The sequence below is a fragment of the Pseudomonas cannabina genome (genome assembly GCF_900100365.1).
Classification (GTDB): Bacteria; Pseudomonadota; Gammaproteobacteria; order Pseudomonadales; family Pseudomonadaceae; genus Aquipseudomonas; species Aquipseudomonas cannabina.
The window spans coordinates 4,544,108-4,569,179 of sequence record NZ_FNKU01000001.1 but is presented as its reverse complement, the minus strand read 5'-3'; the positions used below and the strand labels follow the sequence as shown (position 1 = coordinate 4,569,179).

Here is a 25,072-nt window from a genome sequence, read left to right as displayed (position 1 = left end):
CGGGTTTGGTTGCTGCGGTCGGCGTCGATTGTAATTAAGATGGCTGGGTGTTTCTTCCAGGCAAGGTGCAAAACCGTGAGCGCGAACAACCCTCTTCTGCAATCGTACGACCTGCCACCCTTTTCGGCGATCCGTGCCGAACATGTCAAACCTGCTATCGAACAGATCCTGGCCGACAACCGTGCCGCGATTGCCGACATCCTCGCCACACAGGGCTCGACGCCGACCTGGGCCGGGCTGGTGCTGACCATGGACGAATTGAATGACCGCCTCGGCGCGGCATGGAGTCCGGTCAGCCACCTGAATGCCGTGTGCAACAGTGCCGAACTGCGTGAAGCCTATGAATCCTGCCTGCCAGCATTGAGCGCCTACTCCACCGAGATGGGCCAGAATCGCGAGCTGTTCCAGGCCTATGAAGCCTTGGCCAATGGCCCTGAAGCGGCCAGTTTCGATGTGGCTCAAAAGACCATTCTGGAGCAGGCGCTGCGTGACTTCCGTCTGTCCGGCATCGATCTGCCGCCCGAGCAGCAGAAACGTTATGCCGAAGTGCAGAGCAAACTGTCGGAGCTGGGCAGCCAGTTTTCCAACCAGTTGCTCGATGCCACTCAGGCCTGGACCAAGCTGGTTACTGACGAGTCCGCCCTCGCCGGCCTGACTGACTCTGCCAAGCAGCAGATGGCTGCCGCCGCCAAGGCCAAAGACCTCGATGGTTATCTGATTACCTTGGAATTCCCGAGCTATTACGCGGTGATGACCTACGCCGAAGACCGCGCCCTGCGTGAAGAAGTCTATGCGGCGTACTGCACCCGTGCTTCGGACCAAGGCCCCAACGCTGGCAAGAACGACAATACGCCGGTCATGGAGCAGATTCTCGATCTGCGGCAGGAGCTGGCGCAACTGCTGGGCTATGCGAACTTTGCCGAGCTGAGCCTGGCGACCAAGATGGCCGAGTCCAGCGATCAGGTGCTGAGCTTCCTGCGTGATCTGGCCAAGCGCAGCAAACCGTTCGCCGCTCAGGACCTTGAGCAGCTCAAGGCGTATGCCGCCGAACAGGGCTGCGCGGATCTGCAAAGCTGGGACAGCGGTTTCTACGGCGAGAAGTTGCGTGAGCAGCGTTACAGCGTTTCTCAGGAAATTCTGCGCGCTTACTTCCCTATCGATACGGTGCTGAACGGCCTGTTCTCTATCGTTCAGCGTCTGTATGGCATCGAAATCGCCGAGCAGAAAGGCTTCGATACCTGGCACCCGGACGTTCGTCTGTTCGAGATCAAGGAAAACGGCCAACACGTCGGGCGCTTCTTCTTCGACCTGTACGCCCGCGCCAACAAGCGTGGCGGTGCCTGGATGGACGGCGCTCGCGACCGTCGCCGCACCGCTGAAGGCACGCTGCAAAGCCCGGTGGCCAATCTGGTGTGCAACTTCACCCCGGCAGTGGCGGGCAAGCCTGCGCTGCTGACCCATGACGAAGTGACCACCCTGTTCCACGAATTCGGTCACGGTCTGCATCACCTGCTGACCCGCGTCGAGCATGCCGGTGTTTCCGGTATCAACGGCGTGGCTTGGGATGCGGTCGAGTTACCGAGCCAGTTCATGGAAAACTGGTGCTGGGAGCCTGAAGGTCTGGCGCTGATTTCCGGTCATTACGAAACCGGCGAGCCACTGCCGCAGGACCTGCTGGAGAAAATGCTCGCGGCCAAGAACTTCCAGTCCGGTCTGATGATGGTGCGTCAGCTTGAGTTCTCGCTGTTCGACTTCGAGCTGCATGCCACGCATGGCGATGGCCGCAGTGTGCTTGACGTGCTGGAAGGCGTGCGTGACGAAGTGTCGGTAATGCGCCCGCCCGCTTACAACCGCTTCCCGAACAGCTTTGCGCACATCTTTGCAGGCGGTTACGCAGCGGGTTATTACAGCTACAAGTGGGCCGAAGTATTGTCCGCCGATGCGTTCTCCAAGTTCGAAGAAGACGGCGTGCTTAACGCAGAAACCGGACGGGCTTTCCGCGAAGCCATTCTCGCGCGTGGCGGATCGCAGGCGCCGATGGTGCTGTTCGTCGACTTCCGCGGACGCGAGCCGTCGATTGACGCATTGTTGCGTCACAGCGGCTTGAGTGAGGATGCGGCAGCATGACTGAGACACCGGCAGTCATTACCAAAAAACGCTTTATCGCCGGGGCTGTGTGCCCGGCATGCAGCGAGCCTGACAAGCTGATGATGTGGAGCGAAGACGACGTGCCGCACCGCGAGTGCGTCGGCTGCGGCTACAGCGATACGCTCAATGCACAGGGGCTTTCGATCCCGAAGGAGCTGGGCACGCGGGTCAACAAGGCGGTGGTCAAACCGGCAGATCCGAAAGTGCAGGGTGTGCAGTTCTTTCCCAATCCGAAGTTGAAGAAGCCGGTTGATCTGGACTGAGGGCTGGCTCAGTCTCGATAAAAAGGTTCGCTCGTTTGAGCGAACCTTTTTTAGTTGTCCTTTAGCGACGAAGATTTCAATCGTGTTTTTACCAAGCCACTAACTCAGCGACCTTCTTCCTGAACGCCAAGGCCAAAACCTGCAGCATCGCCTCGTCCCTGCCCAATTCGCCTTCAATTATTTCGTATCGCCCATGAGGGTAAAGTTTTATCAGGACATGCTCTTGCAGTTCATCGTCCTCATAAAACTCAATGGCTATTACAGGATGGTTATGTCGCGCTGTATCTTCCGCCCACAACCGTATCTCGTACTTGGCCATCACCCACCTCGTTCTCAGGTAAATGCGCCAGTCCCCGGTTGCCGAGTTGGCGTTTCACTACACTAGGCCTGAACTAAAAAGGCGTCTGCTGACAGAAATGGCAGGTGGTTGTTTGTACAGGGTCTGGAAACAGCGGGATGGCACGCAGCAAGGGCTCACCGAAAGGTAACGCAGGACAAGCGACCAATGTCACTTGTCCTGCATCTGCAAAAGTATCAGTCCGTTGCCTGAACCCTGCGTTTCTCTGCCAGAAGGCTGCGCCCGTAAAGCACCGCGATGGCAATCAGAGCGATGGCCTGTGCGCTGAGCGAATATAGGTCGGCGTGAATGCCCAGCCAGTCGAACTCGAAGAATGGCACCGGCCGGGTGCCGAATATGCCTGCTTCCTGCAGCGCCTTGACGCCATGACCGGCGAACACCACCGACAGCGCACAGAGCAGCGCGGCGTTGATGCCGAAGAACATCGACAGCGGCAGTTTCGCCGAGCCGCGCAGGATGACCCATGCCAGACCCACCAACAGCACCAGCGCCGTGGCGCCGCCCGCCAGCACCGCATCGTGGCCAGCCGGGCCAGCCTGCAACCACAGGGTTTCATAGAACAGGATCACTTCGAACAGCTCGCGATACACCGAGAAAAATGCCAGCACCGCGAACCCGAATCGGCCGCCACCGCCGACCAGGCTGCTCTTGACGTAATCCTGCCACGCGGCCGCGTGACGACGGTCATGCATCCACACGCCGAGCCAGAGCACCATCACGCTGGCAAACAGAGCGGTGGCGCCTTCCAGCAACTCACGCTGCGCGCCGCTGACATCGATCACGTAAGCCGCCAGCGCCCAGGTAGCCAACCCGGCCAGTAGCGCCAGCCCCCAGCCGATATTGACGCTGCGCACGGCAGACTGTTGCCCGGTGTTGCGCAGGAACGCCAGAATCGCTGCCAGCACCAGAATCGCTTCCAGCCCTTCGCGCAGCAGGATCAACAGGCCCGAGATGTAGCTCAGTGACTGACTGAGGCCGTCGCTGCCCAGCAGGCCAGCCGACTCTTTAAGCCTGGACTTCGCCGTTTCCAGTTTTTGCGCAACCTGCGGCAACGGCAGGCCGTCCTGCAACGACTGACGGTAGGCCATCAGGCTCTTTTCAGTGTCCTTGCGGACATTCGCGTCCACGTTGTCCAGCGAGCTTTCGACCAGCTCGAAGCCCTCCAGATAGGCTGCGACCGACAAGTCGTAGGCTTGCTCGTGATCGCCTGCCTTGTAGGCAGCGATGCTCTTGTCCAGCGTTACACTGGTGTAATCCAGCAGTTGGGCCGGACCGCGCTGCACTTGTGGCGGCTGCGCGCGTTGAGCGCGAAACGTCGCGGCGGCGTCCTGGCCCTCGGCAGCCAGAACTTCGGCGGGCGTCTGGCGAGCCAGGTCGGCGATATTGAAGGTCTTGGCGGGATTGGCGACCGGCTGCGCACTGAAACTGGCGAGGTAGGTAGCAACGTCCCAACGCTGGCGGTCATCCAGTTGATCGACGAACGCGGGCATGTCGGTGCCGGCAATGCCCAGACCGGTTGCGTTGTAGAGGTCGTAAAGGCTCAGGCGATCGAGGCGCGCCGCGTCACGCAGGTTCGACGGTGGCGGTTCCAGACCGATGCCTGCCGGGCCGTCTCCCGCGCCGCTGTCACCGTGGCAGACCGAGCAATGCTGTGCATACAGCGGCGCACCACGAGCCGGGTCCGGCGTGATAGCTGGTGCCTGGCTGACTTCATAGGCCAGCGCGAGCTTCGCGCCCAATTGCCGTGCCTGACGTGCAACCTGCGCACTGTCCTTGTGGCTGGTCACGGCACTTTTCAGCTCCGCAACGCCCTGCTCCAGTTCTGCGCGCTCGGCCCGCTGCGGCAACGTCACAATCAAGCCTTGCAGCGCGGTCAGGTTTTCAAGCTGCTGCTGATACCGGGCGTCGGCCACAACCTTGCCATCTGCTACCGCAGCCGGGTAATCAGCGCCGAGGTAATCCAGCAGATGCAGCGCCTGGGCCGCACCTTCAACAGGGTCGGCAAAAGTGCTGAGGCTGCACAGCATCAATAGCGGCGTCAGCAGCCAGGCAAGGACATGAGAGCGGAGGGGCATTGCAGAATCTCAACAAGAATGCGATGCGTTGCATTGTTAACTTCGCAAGAGAGCTTCTCAATAGCAGCGGCGCATTTTTGTTACTGAATTTTACAATCAGCCCTGAGGAGGCCTTAAACAGTGCGTCATGCTCTGTTTCAGGTGATCGGTATACAGGCAGCAGCCGGTGTGCGACCGATTCAGGCCGTACCGCGATGCAGCGTCGCCAGAAAGCCGGCCGCGCCCACGAACAGGCTGGCGAAGGTACGATTCAGACGGCGCTGCTGGCGAGGTGTCTTGAGCAGTCGCAACACCTTTGACGCCAACCCGGTGTAGCCCGCCATGACGATCAGATCGACCACCACCATGGTCGCCGCGATGATGACGTACTGGATCAACAGTGGCGCAGCCGGATCGATGAACTGCGGCAGAATTGCCAGTATGAAAATCAGCGCCTTGGGGTTGCTGATATTGACCAGAAAGCCGCGCATGACGAGAGTCATCGGTTTGCCTACAGGGCGAACTGCAGATTCGTCAGCCAAGTCGGCAGGCAGTGCGCGCCACTGCTTGATGCCCAGATAGACCAGATACGCCACGCCGAACCACTTGATCAGCGTGAACGCCATCTCGGAGGCTGCCAGCACGGCGCCAAGACCGGCAGCAACGATGGCGATCTGTGCCACCAAGGCGATTTGCAGCCCAAGCGCATTCCAGTAACCGCGCCAGAAGCCATACTGCAGCCCGCAGGACATCGAAGCGATAGCGCCTGCGCCAGGGGAAAGACTGATAATCCAGCAGGCTGCAAAAAAGCCCAGCCACGTTTCAAACGCCATCTTGCACCTCAAGCAAAGTCCAATGCCCGATAAATTAGTGCCTAACGGTTTGCAACGCTAACTATTTCTAGTCCTGCTCATCCGGTTGTTTTGCGACCGCCACCTGCGGGAGCAGATCGCTGCCGCGCCAGCGTCGAACCGACTTCTGGAAAAACTGGCTGTTGGGCACCTGAACCAGCGCGCCACCGGCCTCTGGGGTCTCGATCAGGGTAGTGAACATCAGGTTGATGGCGGTCACCCGCCCCTTCACGCCGGGCTTGTCCAGCGTGTCGACCAGCTCGACCATGTCACCGATGCGGAACGGGCCGATGGTGAAGATCAGGATGGCGCAGAGCAGGTTCGACAACACGCTCCACATGGCGAAGAAGGCTACCGCCGCGACGGCGACGAAGCCAGACAAGGCAGTCCACAGCACCGTGGCCGAAACGCCGAGCCTGCCCAGCACGAAGACGAACGCGCTGCCCATGATCAGCCAGCGCAAGCCACCGCGAACCGGCACCAGCAGCTCGGGTGGCAACGGATAGCGTTCGCCCAGGCCGGTCAGAAAGCCGCCGACGATTCGCTGCAACACATAGCCGGCCAGCAGGATCAGCAGAATCTGCACGCCGATCAACAGCGGCTCAATCCAGTAGGCGGAGATCGGCAAACCCAACACTTCCATCAACCCCTTGCCTCGCTCACGACAGCGCTTCCAGTTCGGCCTGCATCGACTCCAGCAGCTCCAGTGCCTGCATCCAGGCATCTTCCAGCTCGGATTCACGCACTTTCAGCTTCGCTTGCTCGGCCAGCAGATCGCGCAGTTTGTCTTTGTTGGCGGCATCGTAATTGGTGCTGTCCGCCAGGGCTGCTTCGGCTTTGGCGAGTGTTTCATTCACCAGTCCGAGCTCGCGCTCTAGCTTGTCGGCTTCGCGCTTGTGCGGAGCCAGTTGCTGACGCAGCGCTGCGGCCTGCTGACGCTGGGCTTTCTTGTCGGTCTTGTCAGCGTTGACCGGCGTGTTGCTGACCGGCGCGTTGCGCAGACGGTAGTCGGCCAGCCAGCGGGTGTAGTCATCCAGATCGCCATCGAACTCCTGCACGCGGCCGTCGGCCACCAACAGGAAATCATCGGTGGTGCTCTTCAGCAAATGCCGATCGTGAGACACCACCAGTACCGCTCCGCCGAATTCCTGCAACGCCATGGTCAGCGCCAGGCGCATTTCCAGGTCCAGGTGGTTGGTCGGTTCATCGAGCAGCAGCAGGTTGGGATTTTCCCAGGCAATCAGCGCCAGCGCCAGGCGCGCTTTTTCGCCACCCGAGAAATTCAGGACCGGCTCGTCCAGACGTGCGCCACGGAAGTCGAAGCCGCCGAGAAAGTCGCGCAGGGTCTGTTCGCGCTCGGTCGGTGCCAAGCGCTGCAAGTGCAGCAACGGCGTTGCTTTGGAGTCCAGTGAGTCGAGCTGATGCTGGGCGAAATAGCCCACGGTGAGGTTTTCGCCACGCACCAGCCGACCGCTTTGCGGTTCAAGCTCGCCCGCGAGGTTTTTGATCAGTGTCGACTTGCCCGCGCCGTTGGGCCCTAGCAGGCCGATGCGCGCGCCTGGGGTCAGTTGCAGCTTGACCTTCTCCAGCACGGTTTTATCGCCGTAGCCCAGGCGCGCATCGGACAGGTCCAGCAGCGGGCTGGAGATTTTGTCGGACTCGCGGAAGACGAAGTTGAACGGCGAATCGACGTGCGCGGCGGACAGCTCTTCCATGCGCTCCAGTGCCTTTATGCGGCTCTGCGCCTGGCGGGCCTTGGTGGCCTGGGCCTTGAAGCGCGCAATGTATTTCTCCATGTGCGCGCGTTGCACCTGCTGTTTCTCGTAGGCCTGTTGCTGCTGGGCCAGACGTTCGGCGCGAGCACGTTCGAAGGCGCTGTAGCCCCCGCGATAGAGGGTGATTTTGCGCTGTTCGACGTGGGCGATGTGGTCGACCACGGCATCGAGAAAATCCCGGTCGTGGGAAATCAGCAGTAACGTGCCGGGGTAGCTCTTGAGCCAGTCTTCAAGCCACAGAATGGCATCGAGGTCCAAGTGGTTGGTCGGCTCATCGAGCAAAAGCAGGTCTGACGGACACATCAGCGCCTGCGCCAGGTTCAGACGCATCCGCCAGCCGCCGGAGAAGCTGCCGACCTGCCGTTCCATCTGCTCGTTGGTGAAGCCGAGCCCGGCCAGCAGCTTGCGCGCGCGGGCGTCGGCGGTATAACCGTCAGCGCTGTCGAGCTCCGAATGCAGGCGCGCCTGAGCTGCACCGTCCTGCGCGGTTTCGGCTTCGGCCAGCGAGCGTTGCACTTCGCGCAGGCGCTCGTCGCCGTCGAGAACGTAGTCCACGGCCAGGCGTTCGAGGGTATCGACCTCCTGACGCATGTGCGCGATGCGCCAGTCGGCGGGCAGCAGGCAGTCACCGGCGTCGGGCGTCAGCTCGCCGCGCAGCAAAGCGAACAGGCTGGATTTACCGGCGCCGTTGGCACCGATCAGACCGGCTTTATGGCCGGCGTGCAGAGTCAGCTCGGCGTCTTCTAGCAGACGTTGCGGACCACGCTGTAAGGTAAGGCTTTGAAGTCGAATCATAATGGCGGCGGAGTCTACCAGCTTCGTCCTGAACAGGTGGATCACTATGCCTTCAGCGCTCTGGAGTTTCACCCTCGATTTCTACGCCCGACCGGGTGTGGAACAGGCTTGTCTTGCGCTACAAGCCAACGGGGCCAACGTGTGCATGGTGCTTTGCGGTGTCTGGCTCGAGTCGCGCGGCGTGGCCTGCACGACGCAACGAATCATGCAAATCGGACAATTGGCGACGCCCTGGCACAATGAAGTAGTGCGCCCACTGCGGGATTTGCGCACTCAGTGGCGTGATGCGGCACAGCAGGACGCTGCGCTGAGTACGTTACGAAGCAACGTAAAGGCGCTCGAACTAGAGGCGGAGCGGAGTCTGCTGCTGAGGCTTGAGGCGTTAGCCGATGGCTGGCCAGAGGGTGATGCACGAAATGCAGGCGACTGGCTGAAAGGACTTGCAGAGGGGAGTGCCGCAGAGAACCGCGATGCGCTACAGGTGTTGCGCATCGCGGTCGATGTCAGCGTTGACCGGGCTTAAGAGGCGCTGCCAGGCGTTGCGCTGTTGGTCGGTGTGGCGGGTGCAGCAGCCGGCGTGGCGGCAGGCGCTGGCGTCGCTGACTTGGCGACAGCAGGTTTTGCAGCTGGCTTGGCCGCAGGTTTAGCAGCGGGTTTGGCTGCTGCTTTTACCGGCGACTTGGCTGGAGCTTTCGCGGCAGGCTTGGCAACCGGCGCTTTTACGGCGGCAGGTTTGGCAGCGCTGCTTGCAGGGGTTTTGGCAGCAGGTGCTTTGGTTGCGGCAGGTTTTGCAGCCGGTTTGGCGGCAGTCGATCGGGCTGCAACGGGCTTGGCCGCAGCGGTTTTCGCAGCAACCGGTTTGGCTGCAGCAGTCGACCGGGTAGCCGGTTTAGCGGCTGGCTTGGTAGGCGCTTTACTTGCGGCCGGTGCTTTGCTCACGGCAGGGCGAGGCGCTGCTTTAGCACTGGCAGCCGGTTTGGCCGGAGCTTTGGCAACGGGTTTGGTGGCGGCTTTCACCGGAGCTTTTGCAGCAGGCGCCTTGGCCGCGACTTTAGACGCGACGGGTTTGGCGTCGCGAGTGCTCAACACTTTACCAACCGCTTCTTTCACACGGCCGATACCCTGGGCCAGCTTCAGGCTCTCTTGAGCATCACGCTTGAGGTGCAGAATGTAAGTGCGGGTTTCGGTCTGACGCTCCTTGAGCGCATCCAGCAATTCTTCCAGTTCAGCCACGGCATCTTTTGCCTTGGTCTGCGCCTTGGCCTTCCCGGCGGTGGCGGCGTCTTGCAGTTTGGTGCGGGACTTGTGCAGTTTTTCCTGCGCTTTGCCGCGTTGCTTCTCAAGCTTGGCGAGCAATTTCTCGGCATCAGTCAAAGCTTGGGAACAGGCGTCTTCCAGATGTTCAAGCAAGCTGCCCGATAATTGTTGGAGCAAATGCAACGGAGTATTTACTGGCTTCTTTTTGGCCGACATGACTTACCTCCTGGGTGACGAAATTGCGGCTCATACTAGGCTTCTGCGCGCATCGCCGCTAGGGCATCTTGACACCACTAACAGGGCGCTGTTGCATACTGCAAAAAATGATTACGGCGCGACACTGCGCAGGTATCGTGAAATTCACCTTTCAAGACTGATCACTACACGCCCTGACGCTGGCATAATCGCTGACTTCCCAGGCCGGAGAGCATTAATGTCGCGCTACTTGTTAACGTCGTTGTTCCTCTTGCTACCCCTGGCCCAGGCTGCCGAAACGCCGCCCTCCAGTGACAGTCATGACTTGGCTTACAGCCTGGGCGCAAGCCTTGGCGAGCGTCTGCATCAGGAAGTCCCGGACCTTGATCTCAAGGCGTTGGTAGAAGGTTTGAAGCAGGCTTATCAAGGCAAGCCGCTGGCTCTCAAGCAAGAGCGCATCGATCAGCTTCTGCGCGAGCACGACGCGGCGATCGCGCAAGCCGAGACTTCAGGTACCGACGCGCCCACCGAGGCAGCCCTCAAGGCAGAACGCACGTTCATGGACAGCGAGAAGGCCAAGCCGGGCGTCAAGGTGCTGGCCGACGGCATTCTCATGACCGAACTGACACCCGGGACCGGCCCCAAACCGGACGTCAATGGCCGAGTGGAAGTGCGCTACGTCGGGCGGCTGCCGGACGGTACGATCTTCGACCAGAGTGCGCAGCCACAGTGGTTCAGGCTCGACAGCGTGATCAGTGGCTGGACCACTGCGCTGCAGAACATGCCGACAGGTGCGAAATGGCGGCTGGTTATTCCGTCGGATCAGGCCTACGGGGCCGAGGGGGCGGGTGATCTGATCGACCCGTTCACGCCGCTGGTATTCGAAATCGAGCTGGTCGCCGTTTCACAATAAGCGACGACAAGCTCGCCGCATATAAACAAAAGGGTGCAAAAAGCACCCTTGGCGATCCTGCGTTCCAGCGTCACGCCTGTGCGGCGAGCTCTTCCTTGTGCGAGGTGTGCAGCACTTCGATCAGGCAGTCTTCCAGTTCGAAGCGCTCATGCAGCAAGCGACCCAGCTGGTTGAACTCCTTGGCAACGACCGCAGCGTCCGAGCAATCGCCCTTGTCGCAACGATCATTGAAGGCCAGCGCAAACTTGGTGATGACATCCAGACGGGGATAGATAGTGTCCGCCAGTTCGAGCCCGCGCTGGTCATTGAAGGCTCGGGCTTCATCGCCAAGCTGTTCGTAGACTTCGAAGTGCCCGGCTGAAACGTAATCCACCAGAATCCCGCACAGATTCTGCAAACCGTCCAGGTCGGCGGCAAGGGCTTCGGGCGTGTCGCCCAGCGCATCGTAGGCTTCGATCAGTTCGAGACGGCTTTCCAGCCAGCGATCAATCAGCTTATTGACTCCACCCCAGCGTTCCTGAGCATTCTGACAACTTTCCAGCATGGTTTTCTCTCTTCCCTTCGGGGGCGTGCGGTCCTGTGCCAGCCTTGATGACAAACAAGGAGCAGGCTTGATGGTGCGTCAGGACAGCCTGTTTCCAGTGACGCGTGCGGCCCAGATTATGCCCGCTCGGTAAGGCCATCAAGGTACGCAGGAGATAAAGTTCATACAAGCGTTTAATACTCTCCCCGACTTTTGGCGGCCAGCCAGCCGAGCAATTCGCTGAAAAGTGGATACAGCGATACGGCGGTGAACCCGGTAAAAGCCAGCAGGCTCCACTCCGGCAGGGTTATGCCAAACAAGGACCAGGTGATTTCAGCACACAGCATGGCGTCGCTGCGCAGCCGGTCGACGCACGCGTCGAGCGACAGAAGGCTCAGTAAATGTTCCAGCCTTGCAATGAACGGTATCAATTGATCGACCGAGGCAGTCTGTAGCCACACTTGAGCACCTGCCGCACCCACGCCTGCCAGCGCGACCAGCAGCAGCCCGAGGGTGTAACGACGCAAACCGGTCTTGCCCGGCGCGTGGCAGGCGGCAGCCAGCGCCAGAACACCACACGTGACAAACACAACCCGTTGCAAGACACACAGGATGCAGGGTTCGAGGCCAAAGGTGTGCTGAAGGTAGAAAGCGGTGCCGATGATCAATGCGCAGGCCAGCGATACCAGGAAATACAGGAAGCGTGTGCGAGCCAGATACATGGCAAATCCGTAACAAAGGACGAGACGATTACGGTAGAGGAAAGGACGAGAGGCTTTCAAGGTGGCGGTGTGCGGATGCTTCGCTGTTTAACGAAGAAAATGAACACGCTGTCATGCGGTTCTTTTACACATCCATGTAGGAGAATTCCCACATGCCTATGTTTGCTGGTTTTCAGGGTAAAAGAGCCCTTAAGCAGGGCCCTGGATGGATTCAGCCTTGGGTCAGCGCAGGCAGCGGTCGTGACAGGAAGCGCTCATCCAGCAGACCCAGACCTTCCTGGAACAATTGATTGCTGCGATCCGTCTCGCCCATCTGCGCCAACAACCGCGCCAGCTCTGCACAGGTTTCGGGATTGCGTTGCAGGCGCAGGCTGCTCTCGAGATAGTCGCGCGCCTTGCCCCACAACCTGCCTTGCAGACAGATGCGGCCCAGACTCAGCAACAGGCTTGGATCGCTCGGGTGATGCTTGAGCCAGCCTTCCGCAGCCTGTAGCTGCTTCAGTGGGTCGCTGCCACGCACCAGCCCATACAGGCGCGCGAGGTGACTGTGGTAGTCGCGTTTGATTGCTGTGCGAAGAACCTCTTCTGCCTGAGTCTCGGCGCCCAGGCGACGCAATTGATCGGCATAGGCAAGCACCAGCTGCGGTTCCTGGCGCTGCGCAGCGCTCAGGCTTTGCCACGCCTGTTCCAGCGAAGGCAGGCCGGTCAGGGTCCCCTCGCTGTCATTGCGATAACCGGCCAGCGTCAGGTTTTCACCCCAGGCGCGGCGCTCCAGCTCGGCAAGTTCCTTGGGGGGCAGAACTTTGTCCTTGCGCAGCTCGGGTAGCAGACGAATCAGCTCGGACCAGTCGCCACGCTGTTGATAAAGGCGCTGCAACTGGCGCAGCACCTGCGGGTTATGCGGATGGCGCTGCTGCATGGCTTGGAGCGTGATCAGCGCACCGTCGGTGTCACCACGGTCCTGCTGCAATTGAGCGTGATTCAGGGCAATTGCCAGTTCGGCCTGTGGCTGGCGCTCAAGAGCGCGCTCCAGCAGGCTGTCGCAGTCTTCGTAGCGCCCTTGCTCATTGGCCGCGCGTGCAGCACCGATGTAATACAGCAGCGGGTGCGCATCGACTTCGGCCGCGCGTTGCAGATGACGTTGCGCGCTGGCCCAACGACCTTCGGCAAGGTCCATCTGGCCCTGTTCGATAGCCATTTGCACGCGACGATGACGGTTGCGACGTGACCATGGGTTAACCACGCCGCCTGAGGTGGTCAGCAAAGTGATCACCAGCCTGACGAGGAAGATCACCAGCATCACCGCAAGCAGCAGCGCCAGGGTCGCCCACAGGCTCGATTCGTAGCGGAAGTTCTTGTAGGCGATCAGCACATAGCCGGCGTGGTCCGCTATGGCAACGCCAATAAGCGCCGCAGCGACGATGGCGATGAACAACAGCACATAAAAGCGCTTCATCGGCTTGTCCCCTGCTGCGCCTCGGCTGGCTGGCCGACGGCATGGCGGCGCTCAAGATAAGCCTGCACGGCGCTCAGGGTTGGCGCCAGGTCAGGCGTCTTGACCGATACCGGTTTGCTGGCCACAGCCTCCAGGCCCTGGCTAAGCGCTTTGCTTTGCGGGTCTTCCTGGCTGAAATTGGCCTTGAGCACACTTTGCGCCTCGGCAACGGCTTTGGCATACACCTGTGGCTCACCGTTAAGCGCGGCCCATTGCGCCTGCTCAAGGGCAAGGCTCAACGCCAGACGCACCTGCGACAGGCTTTGTCCTGCCAGAACCGGACGGATGTCCTTGTCGGCATTGAAGTCGATGCGGAAGTAATGGGAAATCTGATCCCACCAGCGCGACCATTGGCTGTTTTCAGTCTTGTCTTCGGTCAGGCCCGGCAATAACTGACCGTTGTCTTCGTACTCGGGGGCCAGCGTGTTGAGCTGAACGGCCTGCTCGCGCAGTGCAGCCAGTTGCAGGAACAGTCCGGTGCGATCCGGCTGCTCGACGCTGCGCAGCGCGGCGAGGCTTTTGGCCAGTTGCTCGCGTGCGGCGAACGAACCTGGATCGTCCTGTTCACGCAGAATTTCATCGGCACCCTGAACCAGCGCCTGCGCACTGTTGACGTCCTGCAACGCTGAGAGGCGCAGGCTGGCAAGCCGCAGCAAGTGTTCGGCTTCGGCCAGACGCCAGTCTTTGCGGCTGGCGCCCAGCACGGTTTCAAGACGCTGGCTCAGGCGTTGCTGGTCGCCCTGCAACTGCGCCACCAGGCGACGGCTGTCTTCCAGTTGATCGGCAGGCGGAAGTTGCGCAAGACGTGCGCTCAGTTGCTGGTCGTTCTGCGCCAGCACCAGCGTCTGTTCGGCGATGTCCTGAACCTGCCCGCGCTGTTGCTGGTGCCCGGCCTGCAACATGCGCAGCTGCCAGACTCCCCAGCCCGCGACGGCGACGCCGGCAATGCCGAGCAGCAAGGCGAGGATCACCAGGCTGCTGCTGCGGCTGCCGGTACGCTCGACGCGCACAGGGTCGGGCGTGGGGGTCGACGTTTTCAACAACGATTCTTCGTCTTTAGGCAAGGCTGTTTCGCTCACGTATCCCATCCTTTGCATTTTGGCGTAATAGCGTAAACGACAAGTGTCGATCAATACGCCTTCACGGCAGGCTGAGGCTGATTCCGCAACGCTGCCAGCAATGCCGCGGCGCTGGCGCCACGGCAATCAATAACGGTTCGGGCACCGGCTGCACGCGCAATGTCGGCAACTCGGGGGCTCGGTACAAATAATGGCAAACCGGCCAGATCCGGCCATGAATCACCCGCCATTTGCAGCAAATGTTCAAAACCCTGCCCACTGCTGACCACCAGCCCGTTCAAGCGTTCCAACGTCACACGCTGCAACAGGGTGTCGGGAGCGTACTGCGGCAGGTAGCGCCGGTACAACGCCAAGTAGTCGACATCGACGCCCTGCTCGCGCAATTGATCGGCCAGCAGCTCGCGTCCTTCGTCACCGCGCATGATCAACACGCGGCTTCCCGGGGTGGCAATGGCCTGTTTCAAACGCGGCAGTTCGAGCAAGGCCTCGCTGTCATCGCCCTGCTCCGGCCAGCTCGCTTGCAGGCCGTAATCCAGCAGTATCTGCCCGGTAGCTGAACCCACACTGAACCAGGGTTGCAGGGATGGTTGCGGCCACACTTCGTCGATCAGCTCGATGGCCAGACGCGCGGCGGGCTTGCTGACCACGATCACAGCAGAATAATCGAGCAGCTCGAAAATGATCGAACGCTGCGCAGGCGTCAAGGGCAGAGGCTCGGTTTCAAGCAGCGGCAAACTGTTGCTGAAGATTCCGGCATCGGCCAGCACTCTGGCCAGCGCCGCCGATTCTTCGGCAGGACGGGTCAGCAGTAGACGCCAGCCATTCATGGGTTGTTGGCCTCGCCGTAGACGGCCTTGAGGATGTCGGCTGCACCCTGTGCCAGCAGCGCTTCGGCCACTTCCACGCCCAGCGCCTGGGCCGCTGTCTGCGGTGCTCGCGCTTCGGCATGCAGCAGCAGGCTGCCGGACGGATCGCCGACCAGACCGCGCAGCCAGACGTTGTCGCCCTCCAGCACGGCGTAGCAGGCGATGGGCACTTGGCAGCCGCCATTGAGGTGCTTGTTCAGCGAGCGCTCGGCAATCACGCGCACAGCGGTGTCTTCGTGATGCAGCGGCGCCAGCAAGGCGTGGATTTCGGCATCGACACTGCGGCATTCGATACCGACCGCGCCCTGTCCGCCTGCGGGCAGGCTGTCGTCGACGCTGATCGAAGAGGTGATCCGGTCTTCGAAGCCAAGGCGAATCAAACCGGCAGCGGCGAGGATGATCGCGTCGTATTCACCGGCATCCAGTTTGGCAAGCCGGGTATTGACGTTGCCGCGCAGGAAGCGGATTTGCAGGTCCGGGCGTCGCGCCAGCAGTTGCGCCTGACGACGCAGGCTGGAGGTACCGACCACACTTCCGGCAGGCAGCGTTTCGAGGCTGTCGAAGGTATTGGATACAAATGCATCGCGCGGGTCTTCACGCTCGCAGATGCAAAACAGGCCCAGCCCTGGCGGGAAGTCCATCGGCACGTCTTTCATCGAGTGCACGGCGATGTCGGCGTTGTTTTCCAGAAGCGCCGTTTCCAGCTCTTTGACGAACAGGCCTTTGCCGCCGATTTTCGACAGCGGTGAGTCCAGCAGCTTGTCGCCACGGCTGACCATGGGCACCAGCGTAACGATCAGGCCCGGATGAGCCTGCTCCAGACGCGCTTTTACGTATTCGGCCTGCCAGAGGGCCAACGCGCTTTTGCGGGTGGCAATGCGGATTTCGCGAGAGGACATTGAACAATCCGTACTGAATAGATGCGACGGATAATAACAGCTCAGCCGGAACGACTTCAGTGCTGCCTGAAAACTTGCGTCAGCCTACTGATTCCGAGCGACGAATCGGCCAGTGGCTGAGGAAGCGAAAAGAAGGCTGGCGATGGAAAAGCCGGAAAACACACAGTTCTGAAACGTCAGTCAGTTCTGTGACTCGGCCTCGGCCTGCAAGGCTGCGGGACGCCTACAGTTGCTGCATCATCTTGCGAACGCCCGCCACATGGCGGCGGCTGACAATCAGAGCGTCACCGTTGAGCCCCTTGAGGAACAGCTGAAAATGCCCCAGTGGCGTGCGTTGCAAGCGCTCTATTCGCTCGCGGGCCACCAGTGCGTTGCGGTGGATACGCACGAACCGGTCGCCGAATTCATCCTCCAGCGCTTTCAACGGCTCGTCCAGCAGCACTTCACCACCCTCATGGCGCAGGGTGACGTATTTGTGATCAGCGATGAAATAGATCACATGATCCAGCGGAATCAGCTCGATGCCCTTGCGGGTCCGGGCGCTGATATGACTGCGTGGGCCTGAACCGCTTTCGGCGGCAGGACGGGTCATCGCCGCCAGTTGAACACGATTTGGGCGCTCGGCTTTGCGCAACGCTTCGGCAAGGTGCTCGGAGCGCACAGGCTTGACCAGATAACCGACCGCGCTGACCTGGAAAGCTTCCAGGGCAAATTCGTCGTGCGCGGTGCAGAACACGACGGCGGGCGGCGCTTCCCGCTCGCACAGCTTAGCCGCGACCTGCAGGCCATCAAGGCCCGGCATGCGGATATCGAGCAACACGATATCCGGCTTGTGGGTTTCAATCAGCGCCAAGGCTTCTTCACCATTGGAGGCGCTGGATTCCAGTACTCGGTAACCCTCGATTTCGTTGACCATGCGGCTGAGTCGCTCGCGGGCCAGGGGTTCGTCATCAACGATCAGGACATTCATATAGCTCTGGCTTCCTGCGTGAGTCTCGCACAAGGATAGCGTAGACAGGTGTAGTGACGACCGTCACGGCGCTCCACGCTCAGACTGGCGTGCGGACCAAAAAGTGCCGCAATACGTGCACCGATATTTGTCAGGGCCTGTTGAGTACCGTTGGAAGTCTGCCGAGTGGCAACTTCTTCATAGGGATTGCTGACGCTCAATATGAACTCTCCCTCTTCATAGTCTGCTTCGACTGTTACTACGCCCCCTTCGATACGCGGAGCAATGCCATAAATCAAAGCGTTTTCAAGTAATGGCTGCAAGGTTAGCTGGGGAATCGGCAAGTCATCAGGAATTGCACTCACTCTCCAGTCCAACTGTAGACGCTCGCCGAGACGATATTGCTCAATCGATAAATATCGTTTTGCCAAAGCCAGCTCCTCACGCCACGTTACCAGGCTTCCGGGCTTGGCCAGACTGGCGCGAAACAGGTCTGACAGATCCAGTACCGCCTGCTCCGCCTTGACCGGGTCGCTGGCGACCAGGCTCGCGATGCTGTTGAGGGTGTTGAACAGAAAGTGCGGGCGGATGCGCGCCTGCAACGATTCGATGCGCGCCCGCAACTCACCTTGCTGCTGTTTGCGCCACTGACTCTGCAAGTAGAAATAGCGCAGCATCAGGGCGGACATGATCAGGGCGATGGTCGAGTAACGCAGATAACGCTCGACCATGCCGCTGACGGAAATCCGTCCGGTGAGCTGACACACATCAGTGACGGCGGTGCAGAGCAGCGTCAGGCCGACCACCAACAGGCAGCTGAGCATGCCGGCCAGCCCTGGCGTAAGGCGTGCCAGCCATGGGCGCAGCCCGCAGAGCAGCGCCGCCGAGAGCAGCACGATCCATTGCACGAACAGCGACATGAGCGCCAGGCGTACCCAGTCGAAACCGCTGCGCATCGGTTCCACCAGCACCAGAATCAGAACCAGCAGCTCGGCCAGTACCACGAGCACCAGCAATGCCTGCGGCAGGCACAGTTCAGGGAGGAAAAAGTCTTTGCCGGGGACGGGCCTGGCAGGGTGTTTCAACGGTTTGGTCTGCATGCGTGCAGTCTCTGCCCTGGCCTCGTCAGCAGCAAGCCATCCGGGAATAAAAAAGCATCAACCCTGTTATCATCGCTATCGCCCTTGTGCCAGGTACCGGGCACGCCACTTTCTGTAGAGCAACGAGCGAATCCATGAGCACCGACAAGACCAACCAGTCCTGGGGCGGCCGCTTCAGTGAACCCGTCGACGCGTTCGTCGCGCGCTTCACTGCCTCCGTCACCTTCGATCAACGCCTGTATCGCCACGACATCATGGGCTCCATCGCCCACGCCACGATGCTGGCCAAGGTGGGCGTGCTGACCGACGCCGAGCGCGATACCATCGTTGACGGCCTGCACACCATTCAGGCCGAGATCGAGGCCGGCAGCTTCGAGTGGCGCGTCGATCTGGAAGACGTGCACATGAACATTGAAGCACGCCTGACCGATCGCATCGGCATCACCGGCAAAAAGCTGCACACCGGTCGCAGCCGCAACGATCAGGTGGCCACCGATATTCGCCTGTGGCTGCGTGACGAAATCGACCTGATCCTCAGTGAAATCACCCGTCTGCAGCAAGGTTTGCTGGGGCAGGCCGAGCGCGAAGCGGAAACCATCATGCCCGGTTTCACGCACTTGCAGACGGCTCAGCCGGTAACATTCGGTCATCATATGCTGGCCTGGTTCGAGATGCTCAGCCGCGATTACGAGCGTCTGGTCGACTGCCGCAAGCGCCTGAACCGCATGCCGCTGGGCAGCGCTGCGCTGGCGGGCACCACCTACCCGATCGACCGCGAACTGACCTGCAAACTGCTGGGTTTCGACGCCGTGGGCGGCAACTCGCTGGACGGCGTATCGGATCGCGATTTCGCTATCGAATTCTGCTCGGCCGCGTCCATCGCGATGATGCACCTGTCGCGCTTCTCGGAAGAACTGGTGCTGTGGACCAGTGCGCAGTTCCAGTTCATCGATCTGCCGGACCGTTTCTGCACTGGCAGCTCGATCATGCCGCAGAAGAAAAACCCTGACGTGCCTGAGCTGGTACGCGGCAAGAGCGGCCGTGTCTTCGGCGCCTTGATGGGCCTGCTGACGTTGATGAAGGGCCAGCCGCTGGCCTATAACAAGGACAATCAGGAAGACAAAGAGCCGCTGTTCGACGCTGCCGACACGCTGCGCGACTCGTTGCGCGCGTTCGCCGACATGATCCCTGCGATCAAGCCGAAGCACGCGATCATGCGCGAAGCGGCGCTGCGCGGGTTCTCCACGGCGACCGATCTGGCCGACTATCTGGTGCGCCGCGGCCTGCCCTTCCGTGACTGCCACGAAATCGTCGGCCATGCCGTGAAGTACGGCGTCGAAACCGGCAAAGACCTCGCGGAGATGAGCCTGGAAGAGCTGCGCCAGTTCAGCAATCAGATCGAGCAGGACGTGTTCGCCGTGCTGACCCTGGAAGGCTCGGTCAACGCCCGTAACCACATCGGCGGCACCGCCCCCGAACAAGTCCGCGCCGCCGTGGTTCGTGGTCAGGCGTTGCTGGCCGGGCGTTGAACACGCCGGGTATCGTTCCCACGCTTTAAGCTCATCGTCATACATAGGTCTGCTTTTGATTCTGGCCGAAGGCCGTGAAAGTGGACCGGACGACGCTTCGATAGTCCGCGAACTGCCGATTTTTGTAGGAGCGGACTTGTCCGCGATCTGCCGGGAACCGGCAGTAAAACCAGCCGCCCCGGTGTATCAGACACAACCGAAGCGGCCTGTTTCAGGGCCGCTTCGCAGCCCATCGCAGCCGTCGTAACCTCCTGAAGCTCCCACGCCCTCCGGGCAGAAGCCGCGTTGTGCCTGCTTATCGGAACTCGACTATCGTGCGACGCTCCGCGTCTGCTCTTTATTGCGCCGCGCAGCATCAGCCGATTTCCCTCCGGCGCAGCCCGCCGCTATCATCCCCGCATCTTGTGAGGGACTTTTCCGATGCTTAATGGCCTGTGGCTTGGTTTTTTTGTCGTGGCGACGATTTCCGCGCTGGTGCAATGGCTGGTGGGCGGCAACGCGGGCATTTTTGCGGCGATGGTCGAAAGCATCTTCGCCATGGCCAAGCTGTCGGTCGAGGTGATGGTGCTGCTGTTCGGTACGCTGACCCTGTGGCTGGGCTTTCTGCGTATTGCGGAAAAGGCAGGCATCGTCGACTGGCTGGCCAAGGTGCTCGGGCCACTGTTTCTGCGCCTGATGCCGGAAGTCCCGCCGGGCCATCCGGCGCTGGGTCTGATTACCCTCAACTTTGCTGCCAATGCTCTGGGGCTGGATAACGCAGCCACGCCGATCGGCCTCAAAGCCATGCGTTCGTTGCAGGAGCTCAATCCCAGCAAAAACGCTGCCAGTAACGCGCAGATCCTGTTTCTGGTGCTCAACGCCTCGTCTCTGACCCTGCTGCCGGTGACGATCTTCATGTATCGCGCCCAACAAGGAGCGCCGGACCCGACGCTGGTGTTTCTGCCGATCCTGCTGGCGACCAGTGTTTCGACCATCGTCGGCCTGCTGTCAGTCGCGTTCATGCAGCGTCTGCGTCTTTGGGACCCGGTGGTGCTGGCCTATCTGATCCCCGGCGCCTTGCTGCTCGGCACGTTCATGGCTTTTCTTGGCACACTGTCGGCGGCTGCGCTGGCGGGCTTGTCATCGATCCTCGGCAACCTGACCCTGTTCGGCCTGATCATGATGTTTCTGCTCATCGGCACGCTGCGCAAAGTACTGGTTTACGAGGCCTTCGTCGAAGGCGCAAAAGAAGGTTTCGACGTCGCCAAGAGTCTGCTTCCCTATCTTGTCGCCATGCTCTGCGCGGTGGGCGTACTGCGTGCCTCCGGTGCGCTGGACTTCGGCCTGGAAGGCATTCGGCATGTGGTGCAGTGGTTGGGGCTGGACACGCGTTTTGTCGATGCGCTGCCCACCGCGATGGTCAAACCGTTCTCCGGCAGCGCTGCTCGCGCCTTGCTGATCGAAACCATGCAGACCCAAGGCGTGGACAGCTTCGCCGCACTGGCTGCCGCCACGATTCAGGGCAGCACCGAAACCACCTTCTACGTGCTGGCAGTGTATTTCGGCGCAGTGGGCATTCAGCGCGCCCGCCATGCGGTGGGTTGCGCGCTGCTGGCGGAGTTTTCCGGCGTTGTGGCCGCGATCTTCGTCTGCTACTGGTTCTTCGGCGCCACTGCCAGCTAACGCACTATGGCGCTGGCGCTGCGGGCGGCGATTCAGGCGGTGCTGCCTCGGCCGGTGCAGGCGCAGCATTCTGCCTGGGCTCGCTCGCCGGAGGCTGCGCAGGCACCGCTTCAGGCACTGCTTCTTCGCTCGAATCGCCGCCCGGCTTGAGTTTGATCAGCCTGCCGGTAGGTCGCTTGACTGCCGGTTGATCGTTATCGGTGACCACAAAGCGCAGTACGCCGATCATTTGTCCATCCTCCGTCAGCACTCTAACCTGCCAGCGACCCGTGACGTCCTGCGGGAAGTTCTGCTTGCGCGTCCAGGCGCGATAGCCTTCCGTGCGCCCGCCGTGGATGTCCAGGGCGATTCGGTCCATCTCCTGACCTTCGTGCCACCACACATGGTAAATGCGCTCATCCAGGCCGCGTGGGGCGTTGATGGCGGTGTAGGCGTACAAGCCGCCGTTGCGTAATTGCCTGGCGCTGATCAGCGAGATGCTGTCGCCTGGCGTGCGATTCTTGTTATCGAAATCCGGGCTGACGGCCACCTCGGTCAGCCAGAGCGTCGCCGGTGGCACCCAGAAGCGCAGCAGCCAGCCCGCGGCGCCGATGGCCAGAATCATCGTGATGACGGTCAGCGCGCTGCGCCAGGTGTTGAGCGGAAAATTCGCCATCAGGCTGGGTGCCGACAACAGCATCGCCACGCCCAGTGCCAGCTTGTAGCTCTCGGCGGTGGTCAGGTGCAGGATGATCGGCAGCGCGGTGAGCAGCGCAGCGAACAGCGTCAGGGTGTGCAGCGTCATGAACAGCCAGCGTCGCGGTGCCAGCCATTTGTAGTAGAGCGGGTCGATGATCGAAATCAGCCCGGCGGCCCCGAGTACCGCAGTAAAAACGGCCTGGCCGCTGTTCCAGGTGGTGGTAATGAAAAAGAACGGCAGGACAAAAAACAGGCTTTCCTGATGGATCATCTGCGTGCCGTAGCGCAGCAGGCCCTGCGGGATTTCGCGGCCCAGTGCCTTGTTGAGCAGGCCGACCATGGTGTTTTCGATCATCAACCACAGCCAGCTGATCAGCATCACCACCGCGATCCAGGTGGCCAGGCTCTCTTGGCGGTCGACCAGAATGAAACTGGCGATCCCGGAAACGAAACCAAACGCCGCAATGAGCCCCGGATAACGCTGCATCAAATCGAGCACGGGTGTCACATAGCGGTTCAGATCAAGCATTTGGGTCGTTCACTCAAGTGGATTCATACAAAAAACCGCGCAGCATACCAACACTGCGCGGTGCCTGCCTCGGAGGCGCAATCCGGCGTCAGCCTTCTATTTTTTTCGTACCCGCCAACGCCACAAGGCCAGCAGTACGATCAAGCCCAGTATTCCCGCCAGCAACCCGTACAGGCCGTCGTAGCTGAATAACGGTTTTTCGATACGCATATAACCAGGCTGAGCGAGTAGCTGGCGCATGGCCTGGTTGGCTTTTTCCAGACTCACCGCCTTGATACGTTTTGCCGGATCGCCGAAACGCCCGTTTTCGTAATCGTTGAGCGCGCTCCAATAGTACTCGGCCAGCGCACTGTTGCCCTGCGTGGCCCACGATTGCCGGTCAATGGCGAGTTGTTGCAGTCGGGCAAACGTGGCGGGCTGCATGCCTTCCTTCTGCAACCGCTCGACCATGGCCCGGATATCCTGCTCGGCTTCGGTGACATCTTCACGCTCGACATCGGCGTTCAGGCTCAGAAAACCGACGTCGCCAAACACTTCGCGTTCTGCCGAGGGACCATAGGACAGGCCGTGCTTCAGGCGCAGCTCGGTGTAGAGCGCCCAGTCGAGATACGCTTTGACCAGATCCCACGTCTCATCGTGCTGATCATCGAGTTGAGGCTCAGGATAGATCAAATGCAGTTTGGCGTTGGCGCCCAGCCCGCCCCTTTGCAACTCGCGACGTGGTTCGGCAGCGCCATTGCTTTGCGCCAAGGGCGGGTGATCGATCGGGTCGGTGGGTGCCAGCTTGCCGAACGTGCGTTCCAGATAGGCCGGCAGCAGCTTGTCCAGGTCGCCCACTACGATCAGCGTCATGTTGTTGGGGGCGTACCAGTTGGCAAAAACGTCCTCGACATGCTCCAGCCGGATATTGTCGACCTCGGGGCGTTCAGCGCATTTCAAACCCAGTTCCACGGCCAGCCGGCTGCTGGCGCTGCGTCCGGAGTCGCGTTGATCGAGCAGGTGCTGCAAGTGCGAGAAGTGCCCGCCGTCTTCACGTTCGACCACACGTTTGACGCCGTCCAGTCGCGCCTGACTCAGCTCGGTTCGGGTCATGATTTCCAGCAGCAGGTCCAGCACCTTGCGCTGGTTGCGCGCCGGGGCCTCAATCACAAAGGTCGTGTCGGCATTGCTGGTATACGCATTCCACTCGCCGCCGAGTGCCTGCATGCGCTCTTCGAGCCCGCCTTCGCCACTGTCATCCACCCCGCTGAACAGCAGGTGTTCGAGCAGATGCGGCAGTTCTTTGTCCGCGCAGGAGAAATCGTCGAAACCGATGCCGACAACCAGCCGAATCGCGACATGGCCTTTTTCGTAGCCGGGCTTGAGGAGGATTTGCAAACCATTGGGCAGCAGATAGCCCTCGACCTGAAGACGGACAAGGGCAAACGAAGGGAGTGAACCGAGGAGCAGACAAGCGAACAGCAGGCAACGCATAAAACAGCTTTCCTGGCGGGCCGGTATGTTTAACAGACTTCGCTCCTGCCCTTACGTTCACCGTGACCTCTGTCGCCCGCAGGCGACAGGTCGCTTGCCGGGTCAGTCCATGGCGAAAGCGACGTTGGGGTCGAGTTTCATCCCGACGGCTTTGGCGACTTTGGTGCCTTTCTCGTACGAAAACGATTTGTCTGCAGTGGGCTGGAAGAACTCTACGAAATCCAGACTGCGACGGCTGAAGACAAACCCGCCTATCAGCGGCTGGTTGACTGCATACAGGTGCGGACACAACGCCATCATCGATGACGCGGGCACGCCGATCAGATGCTCCTCAAGATCACCTTCCTGCTGAGTGTCCTGCGGGTAGAACCACAGCGGAGTGCTGATGAACAGATAGGAATCCGGCCCCAGACTGGAGAGCAGCGTGCGCACGAGCCATCTCGCCGTGTCGGCCGTCAGGTGTTCGACCACATCAAGCAGGCAGATAATCCGGTACTGAGCGAGTCGTTCGGATGACAACTCCTGAGCCATTCCGTGCCAGATATTGCGGTAAGTGGCATTTTCATACAGCCGCGAATTCTGGCAGTTGGCCTCCCAGCCATCGATGCCATCCACCGACCAGTGCGCAGTGTCCGGGTTGCCCTTGATCAGGGTGCCCAGTGTTCCTGAACCGAAGCCGATATCCAGCACTTCTACGTCGGCACTGAGATCTTTCAGAATATGGAAAATCATCGCCTTGGGAGAGACCGAATCACCTTCTACATAGCCGGTTGCAGGCAGGAAGCCCCCGGTAGGCTGATAGTTTTCAACATATTGCTTCATGGTTGAGGTCCTTGACGGGTTAGATGAGGCAGATATGCCTGCGCACGCTATTGGCTATCGGCCGACTGTTTAATTTCGTGATACACAAGTCTGACTGACTCTCGTACCAATGCTCTGGCACGAGCGTCAGCTATCAG

Annotated in this window: 23 protein-coding genes; 6 read left to right on the top strand and 17 right to left on the bottom strand. The window is 60.5% G+C overall.

Annotation, left to right across the window (positions count from 1 at the left end):
- Positions 1–75: 75 nt before the first annotated feature.
- Both prlC and BLT55_RS21660 read left to right on the top strand, forming a co-directional pair.
- Entirely contained in the window at positions 76–2,127 is a 2,052-nt protein-coding gene (gene prlC, locus BLT55_RS21665) for an oligopeptidase A (protein WP_055001950.1), read from the top strand.
- Positions 2,124–2,411: a YheV family putative zinc ribbon protein gene (locus tag BLT55_RS21660; protein WP_055001951.1), complete on the top strand. Its 288-nt coding sequence runs from the start codon at positions 2,124–2,126 to the stop codon at positions 2,409–2,411. The genes prlC and BLT55_RS21660 overlap by 4 nt, the downstream gene beginning before the upstream one ends.
- 88 nt (positions 2,412–2,499) lie before the next feature.
- On the opposite strand, the gene BLT55_RS21655 is transcribed toward BLT55_RS21660, so the two are convergent.
- From BLT55_RS21655 to BLT55_RS21635, 5 genes are all read right to left on the bottom strand, one after another.
- A complete protein-coding gene (locus tag BLT55_RS21655; protein ID WP_055001952.1) occupies positions 2,500–2,730 on the bottom strand; it encodes a hypothetical protein in 231 nt (76 codons plus the stop codon).
- Positions 2,731–2,945: 215 nt separating this feature from the next.
- Positions 2,946–4,844 (bottom strand): cytochrome c/FTR1 family iron permease, encoded by a 1,899-nt coding sequence (locus BLT55_RS21650; protein ID WP_055001953.1) that lies wholly within the window; start codon positions 4,842–4,844, stop codon positions 2,946–2,948.
- Between the two features lie 179 nt (positions 4,845–5,023).
- Complete coding sequence (locus BLT55_RS21645; RefSeq protein ID WP_007248351.1) at positions 5,024–5,656, bottom strand: LysE family transporter; 633 nt, start codon at positions 5,654–5,656, stop codon at positions 5,024–5,026.
- Positions 5,657–5,723: 67 nt separating this feature from the next.
- Positions 5,724–6,317 (bottom strand): mechanosensitive ion channel family protein, encoded by a 594-nt coding sequence (locus BLT55_RS21640; protein WP_055001954.1) that lies wholly within the window; start codon positions 6,315–6,317, stop codon positions 5,724–5,726.
- A gap of 16 nt (positions 6,318–6,333) precedes the next feature.
- Positions 6,334–8,244, bottom strand: a complete 1,911-nt coding sequence (locus BLT55_RS21635) for an ATP-binding cassette domain-containing protein (RefSeq protein ID WP_074800880.1) — start codon at positions 8,242–8,244, stop codon at positions 6,334–6,336.
- A 46-nt stretch (positions 8,245–8,290) separates the two neighbouring features.
- Between BLT55_RS21635 and BLT55_RS21630 the strand changes: the two genes are divergently transcribed.
- Complete coding sequence (locus tag BLT55_RS21630; RefSeq protein WP_055001296.1) at positions 8,291–8,767, top strand: TIGR02444 family protein; 477 nt, start codon at positions 8,291–8,293, stop codon at positions 8,765–8,767.
- Here the strand turns inward: BLT55_RS21630 and BLT55_RS21625 are convergent.
- The gene (locus tag BLT55_RS21625; RefSeq protein ID WP_055001294.1) at positions 8,764–9,717 is read right to left on the bottom strand and encodes an AlgP family protein; all 954 of its coding nucleotides are present in this window, start codon (positions 9,715–9,717) and stop codon (positions 8,764–8,766) included. The two genes, BLT55_RS21630 and BLT55_RS21625, sit on opposite strands and share 4 nt — an antisense overlap.
- Positions 9,718–9,934: 217 nt before the next feature.
- Between BLT55_RS21625 and BLT55_RS21620 the strand changes: the two genes are divergently transcribed.
- Positions 9,935–10,609, top strand: a complete 675-nt coding sequence (locus BLT55_RS21620; protein WP_007248346.1) for an FKBP-type peptidyl-prolyl cis-trans isomerase — start codon at positions 9,935–9,937, stop codon at positions 10,607–10,609.
- Positions 10,610–10,679: 70 nt separating this feature from the next.
- On the opposite strand, the gene BLT55_RS21615 is transcribed toward BLT55_RS21620, so the two are convergent.
- The 8 genes from BLT55_RS21615 to BLT55_RS21575 form a co-directional block, all read right to left on the bottom strand.
- Entirely contained in the window at positions 10,680–11,153 is a 474-nt protein-coding gene (locus BLT55_RS21615; protein ID WP_055001293.1) for an Rsd/AlgQ family anti-sigma factor, read from the bottom strand.
- A gap of 173 nt (positions 11,154–11,326) precedes the next feature.
- Entirely contained in the window at positions 11,327–11,854 is a 528-nt protein-coding gene (locus BLT55_RS21605) for a disulfide bond formation protein B (RefSeq protein WP_055001292.1), read from the bottom strand.
- Positions 11,855–12,065: 211 nt separating this feature from the next.
- Complete coding sequence (locus BLT55_RS21600; protein WP_055001291.1) at positions 12,066–13,310, bottom strand: heme biosynthesis protein HemY; 1,245 nt, start codon at positions 13,308–13,310, stop codon at positions 12,066–12,068.
- The gene (locus BLT55_RS21595; RefSeq protein WP_055001290.1) at positions 13,307–14,428 is read right to left on the bottom strand and encodes a uroporphyrinogen-III C-methyltransferase; all 1,122 of its coding nucleotides are present in this window, start codon (positions 14,426–14,428) and stop codon (positions 13,307–13,309) included. Before BLT55_RS21595 ends, BLT55_RS21600 begins: the two co-directional genes overlap by 4 nt.
- 50 nt (positions 14,429–14,478) lie before the next feature.
- Positions 14,479–15,255: a uroporphyrinogen-III synthase gene (locus BLT55_RS21590; RefSeq protein WP_055001289.1), complete on the bottom strand. Its 777-nt coding sequence runs from the start codon at positions 15,253–15,255 to the stop codon at positions 14,479–14,481.
- Complete coding sequence (gene hemC, locus BLT55_RS21585) at positions 15,252–16,193, bottom strand: hydroxymethylbilane synthase (RefSeq protein ID WP_007248340.1); 942 nt, start codon at positions 16,191–16,193, stop codon at positions 15,252–15,254. Before hemC ends, BLT55_RS21590 begins: the two co-directional genes overlap by 4 nt.
- 223 nt (positions 16,194–16,416) lie before the next feature.
- Positions 16,417–17,163, bottom strand: a complete 747-nt coding sequence (locus BLT55_RS21580) for a LytR/AlgR family response regulator transcription factor (RefSeq protein WP_007248339.1) — start codon at positions 17,161–17,163, stop codon at positions 16,417–16,419.
- Positions 17,160–18,242 (bottom strand): sensor histidine kinase, encoded by a 1,083-nt coding sequence (locus BLT55_RS21575; RefSeq protein ID WP_055001288.1) that lies wholly within the window; start codon positions 18,240–18,242, stop codon positions 17,160–17,162. The genes BLT55_RS21580 and BLT55_RS21575 overlap by 4 nt, the downstream gene beginning before the upstream one ends.
- A gap of 134 nt (positions 18,243–18,376) precedes the next feature.
- Here BLT55_RS21575 and argH point away from each other — a divergent pair, with 134 nt between their 5' ends.
- Both argH and BLT55_RS21565 read left to right on the top strand, forming a co-directional pair.
- Positions 18,377–19,771, top strand: a complete 1,395-nt coding sequence (gene argH, locus BLT55_RS21570) for an argininosuccinate lyase (RefSeq protein WP_055001287.1) — start codon at positions 18,377–18,379, stop codon at positions 19,769–19,771.
- A 420-nt stretch (positions 19,772–20,191) separates the two neighbouring features.
- The gene (locus BLT55_RS21565; protein WP_054087841.1) at positions 20,192–21,433 is read left to right on the top strand and encodes a nucleoside recognition domain-containing protein; all 1,242 of its coding nucleotides are present in this window, start codon (positions 20,192–20,194) and stop codon (positions 21,431–21,433) included.
- A 4-nt stretch (positions 21,434–21,437) separates the two neighbouring features.
- Here BLT55_RS21565 and BLT55_RS21560 read toward each other — a convergent pair whose 3' ends face one another.
- From BLT55_RS21560 to BLT55_RS21550, 3 genes are all read right to left on the bottom strand, one after another.
- Positions 21,438–22,640, bottom strand: coding sequence for a DUF5924 family protein (locus BLT55_RS21560; RefSeq protein WP_055001286.1), 1,203 nt, complete (start codon positions 22,638–22,640; stop codon positions 21,438–21,440).
- A gap of 96 nt (positions 22,641–22,736) precedes the next feature.
- Positions 22,737–24,113, bottom strand: coding sequence for a M16 family metallopeptidase (locus BLT55_RS21555; protein ID WP_055001285.1), 1,377 nt, complete (start codon positions 24,111–24,113; stop codon positions 22,737–22,739).
- Positions 24,114–24,215: 102 nt separating this feature from the next.
- Positions 24,216–24,935 carry a class I SAM-dependent methyltransferase gene (locus BLT55_RS21550; protein WP_055001284.1) on the bottom strand — a complete coding sequence of 240 codons (720 nt, stop codon included), beginning with the start codon at positions 24,933–24,935 and terminating at the stop codon, positions 24,216–24,218.
- Positions 24,936–25,072 lie beyond the last annotated feature (137 nt).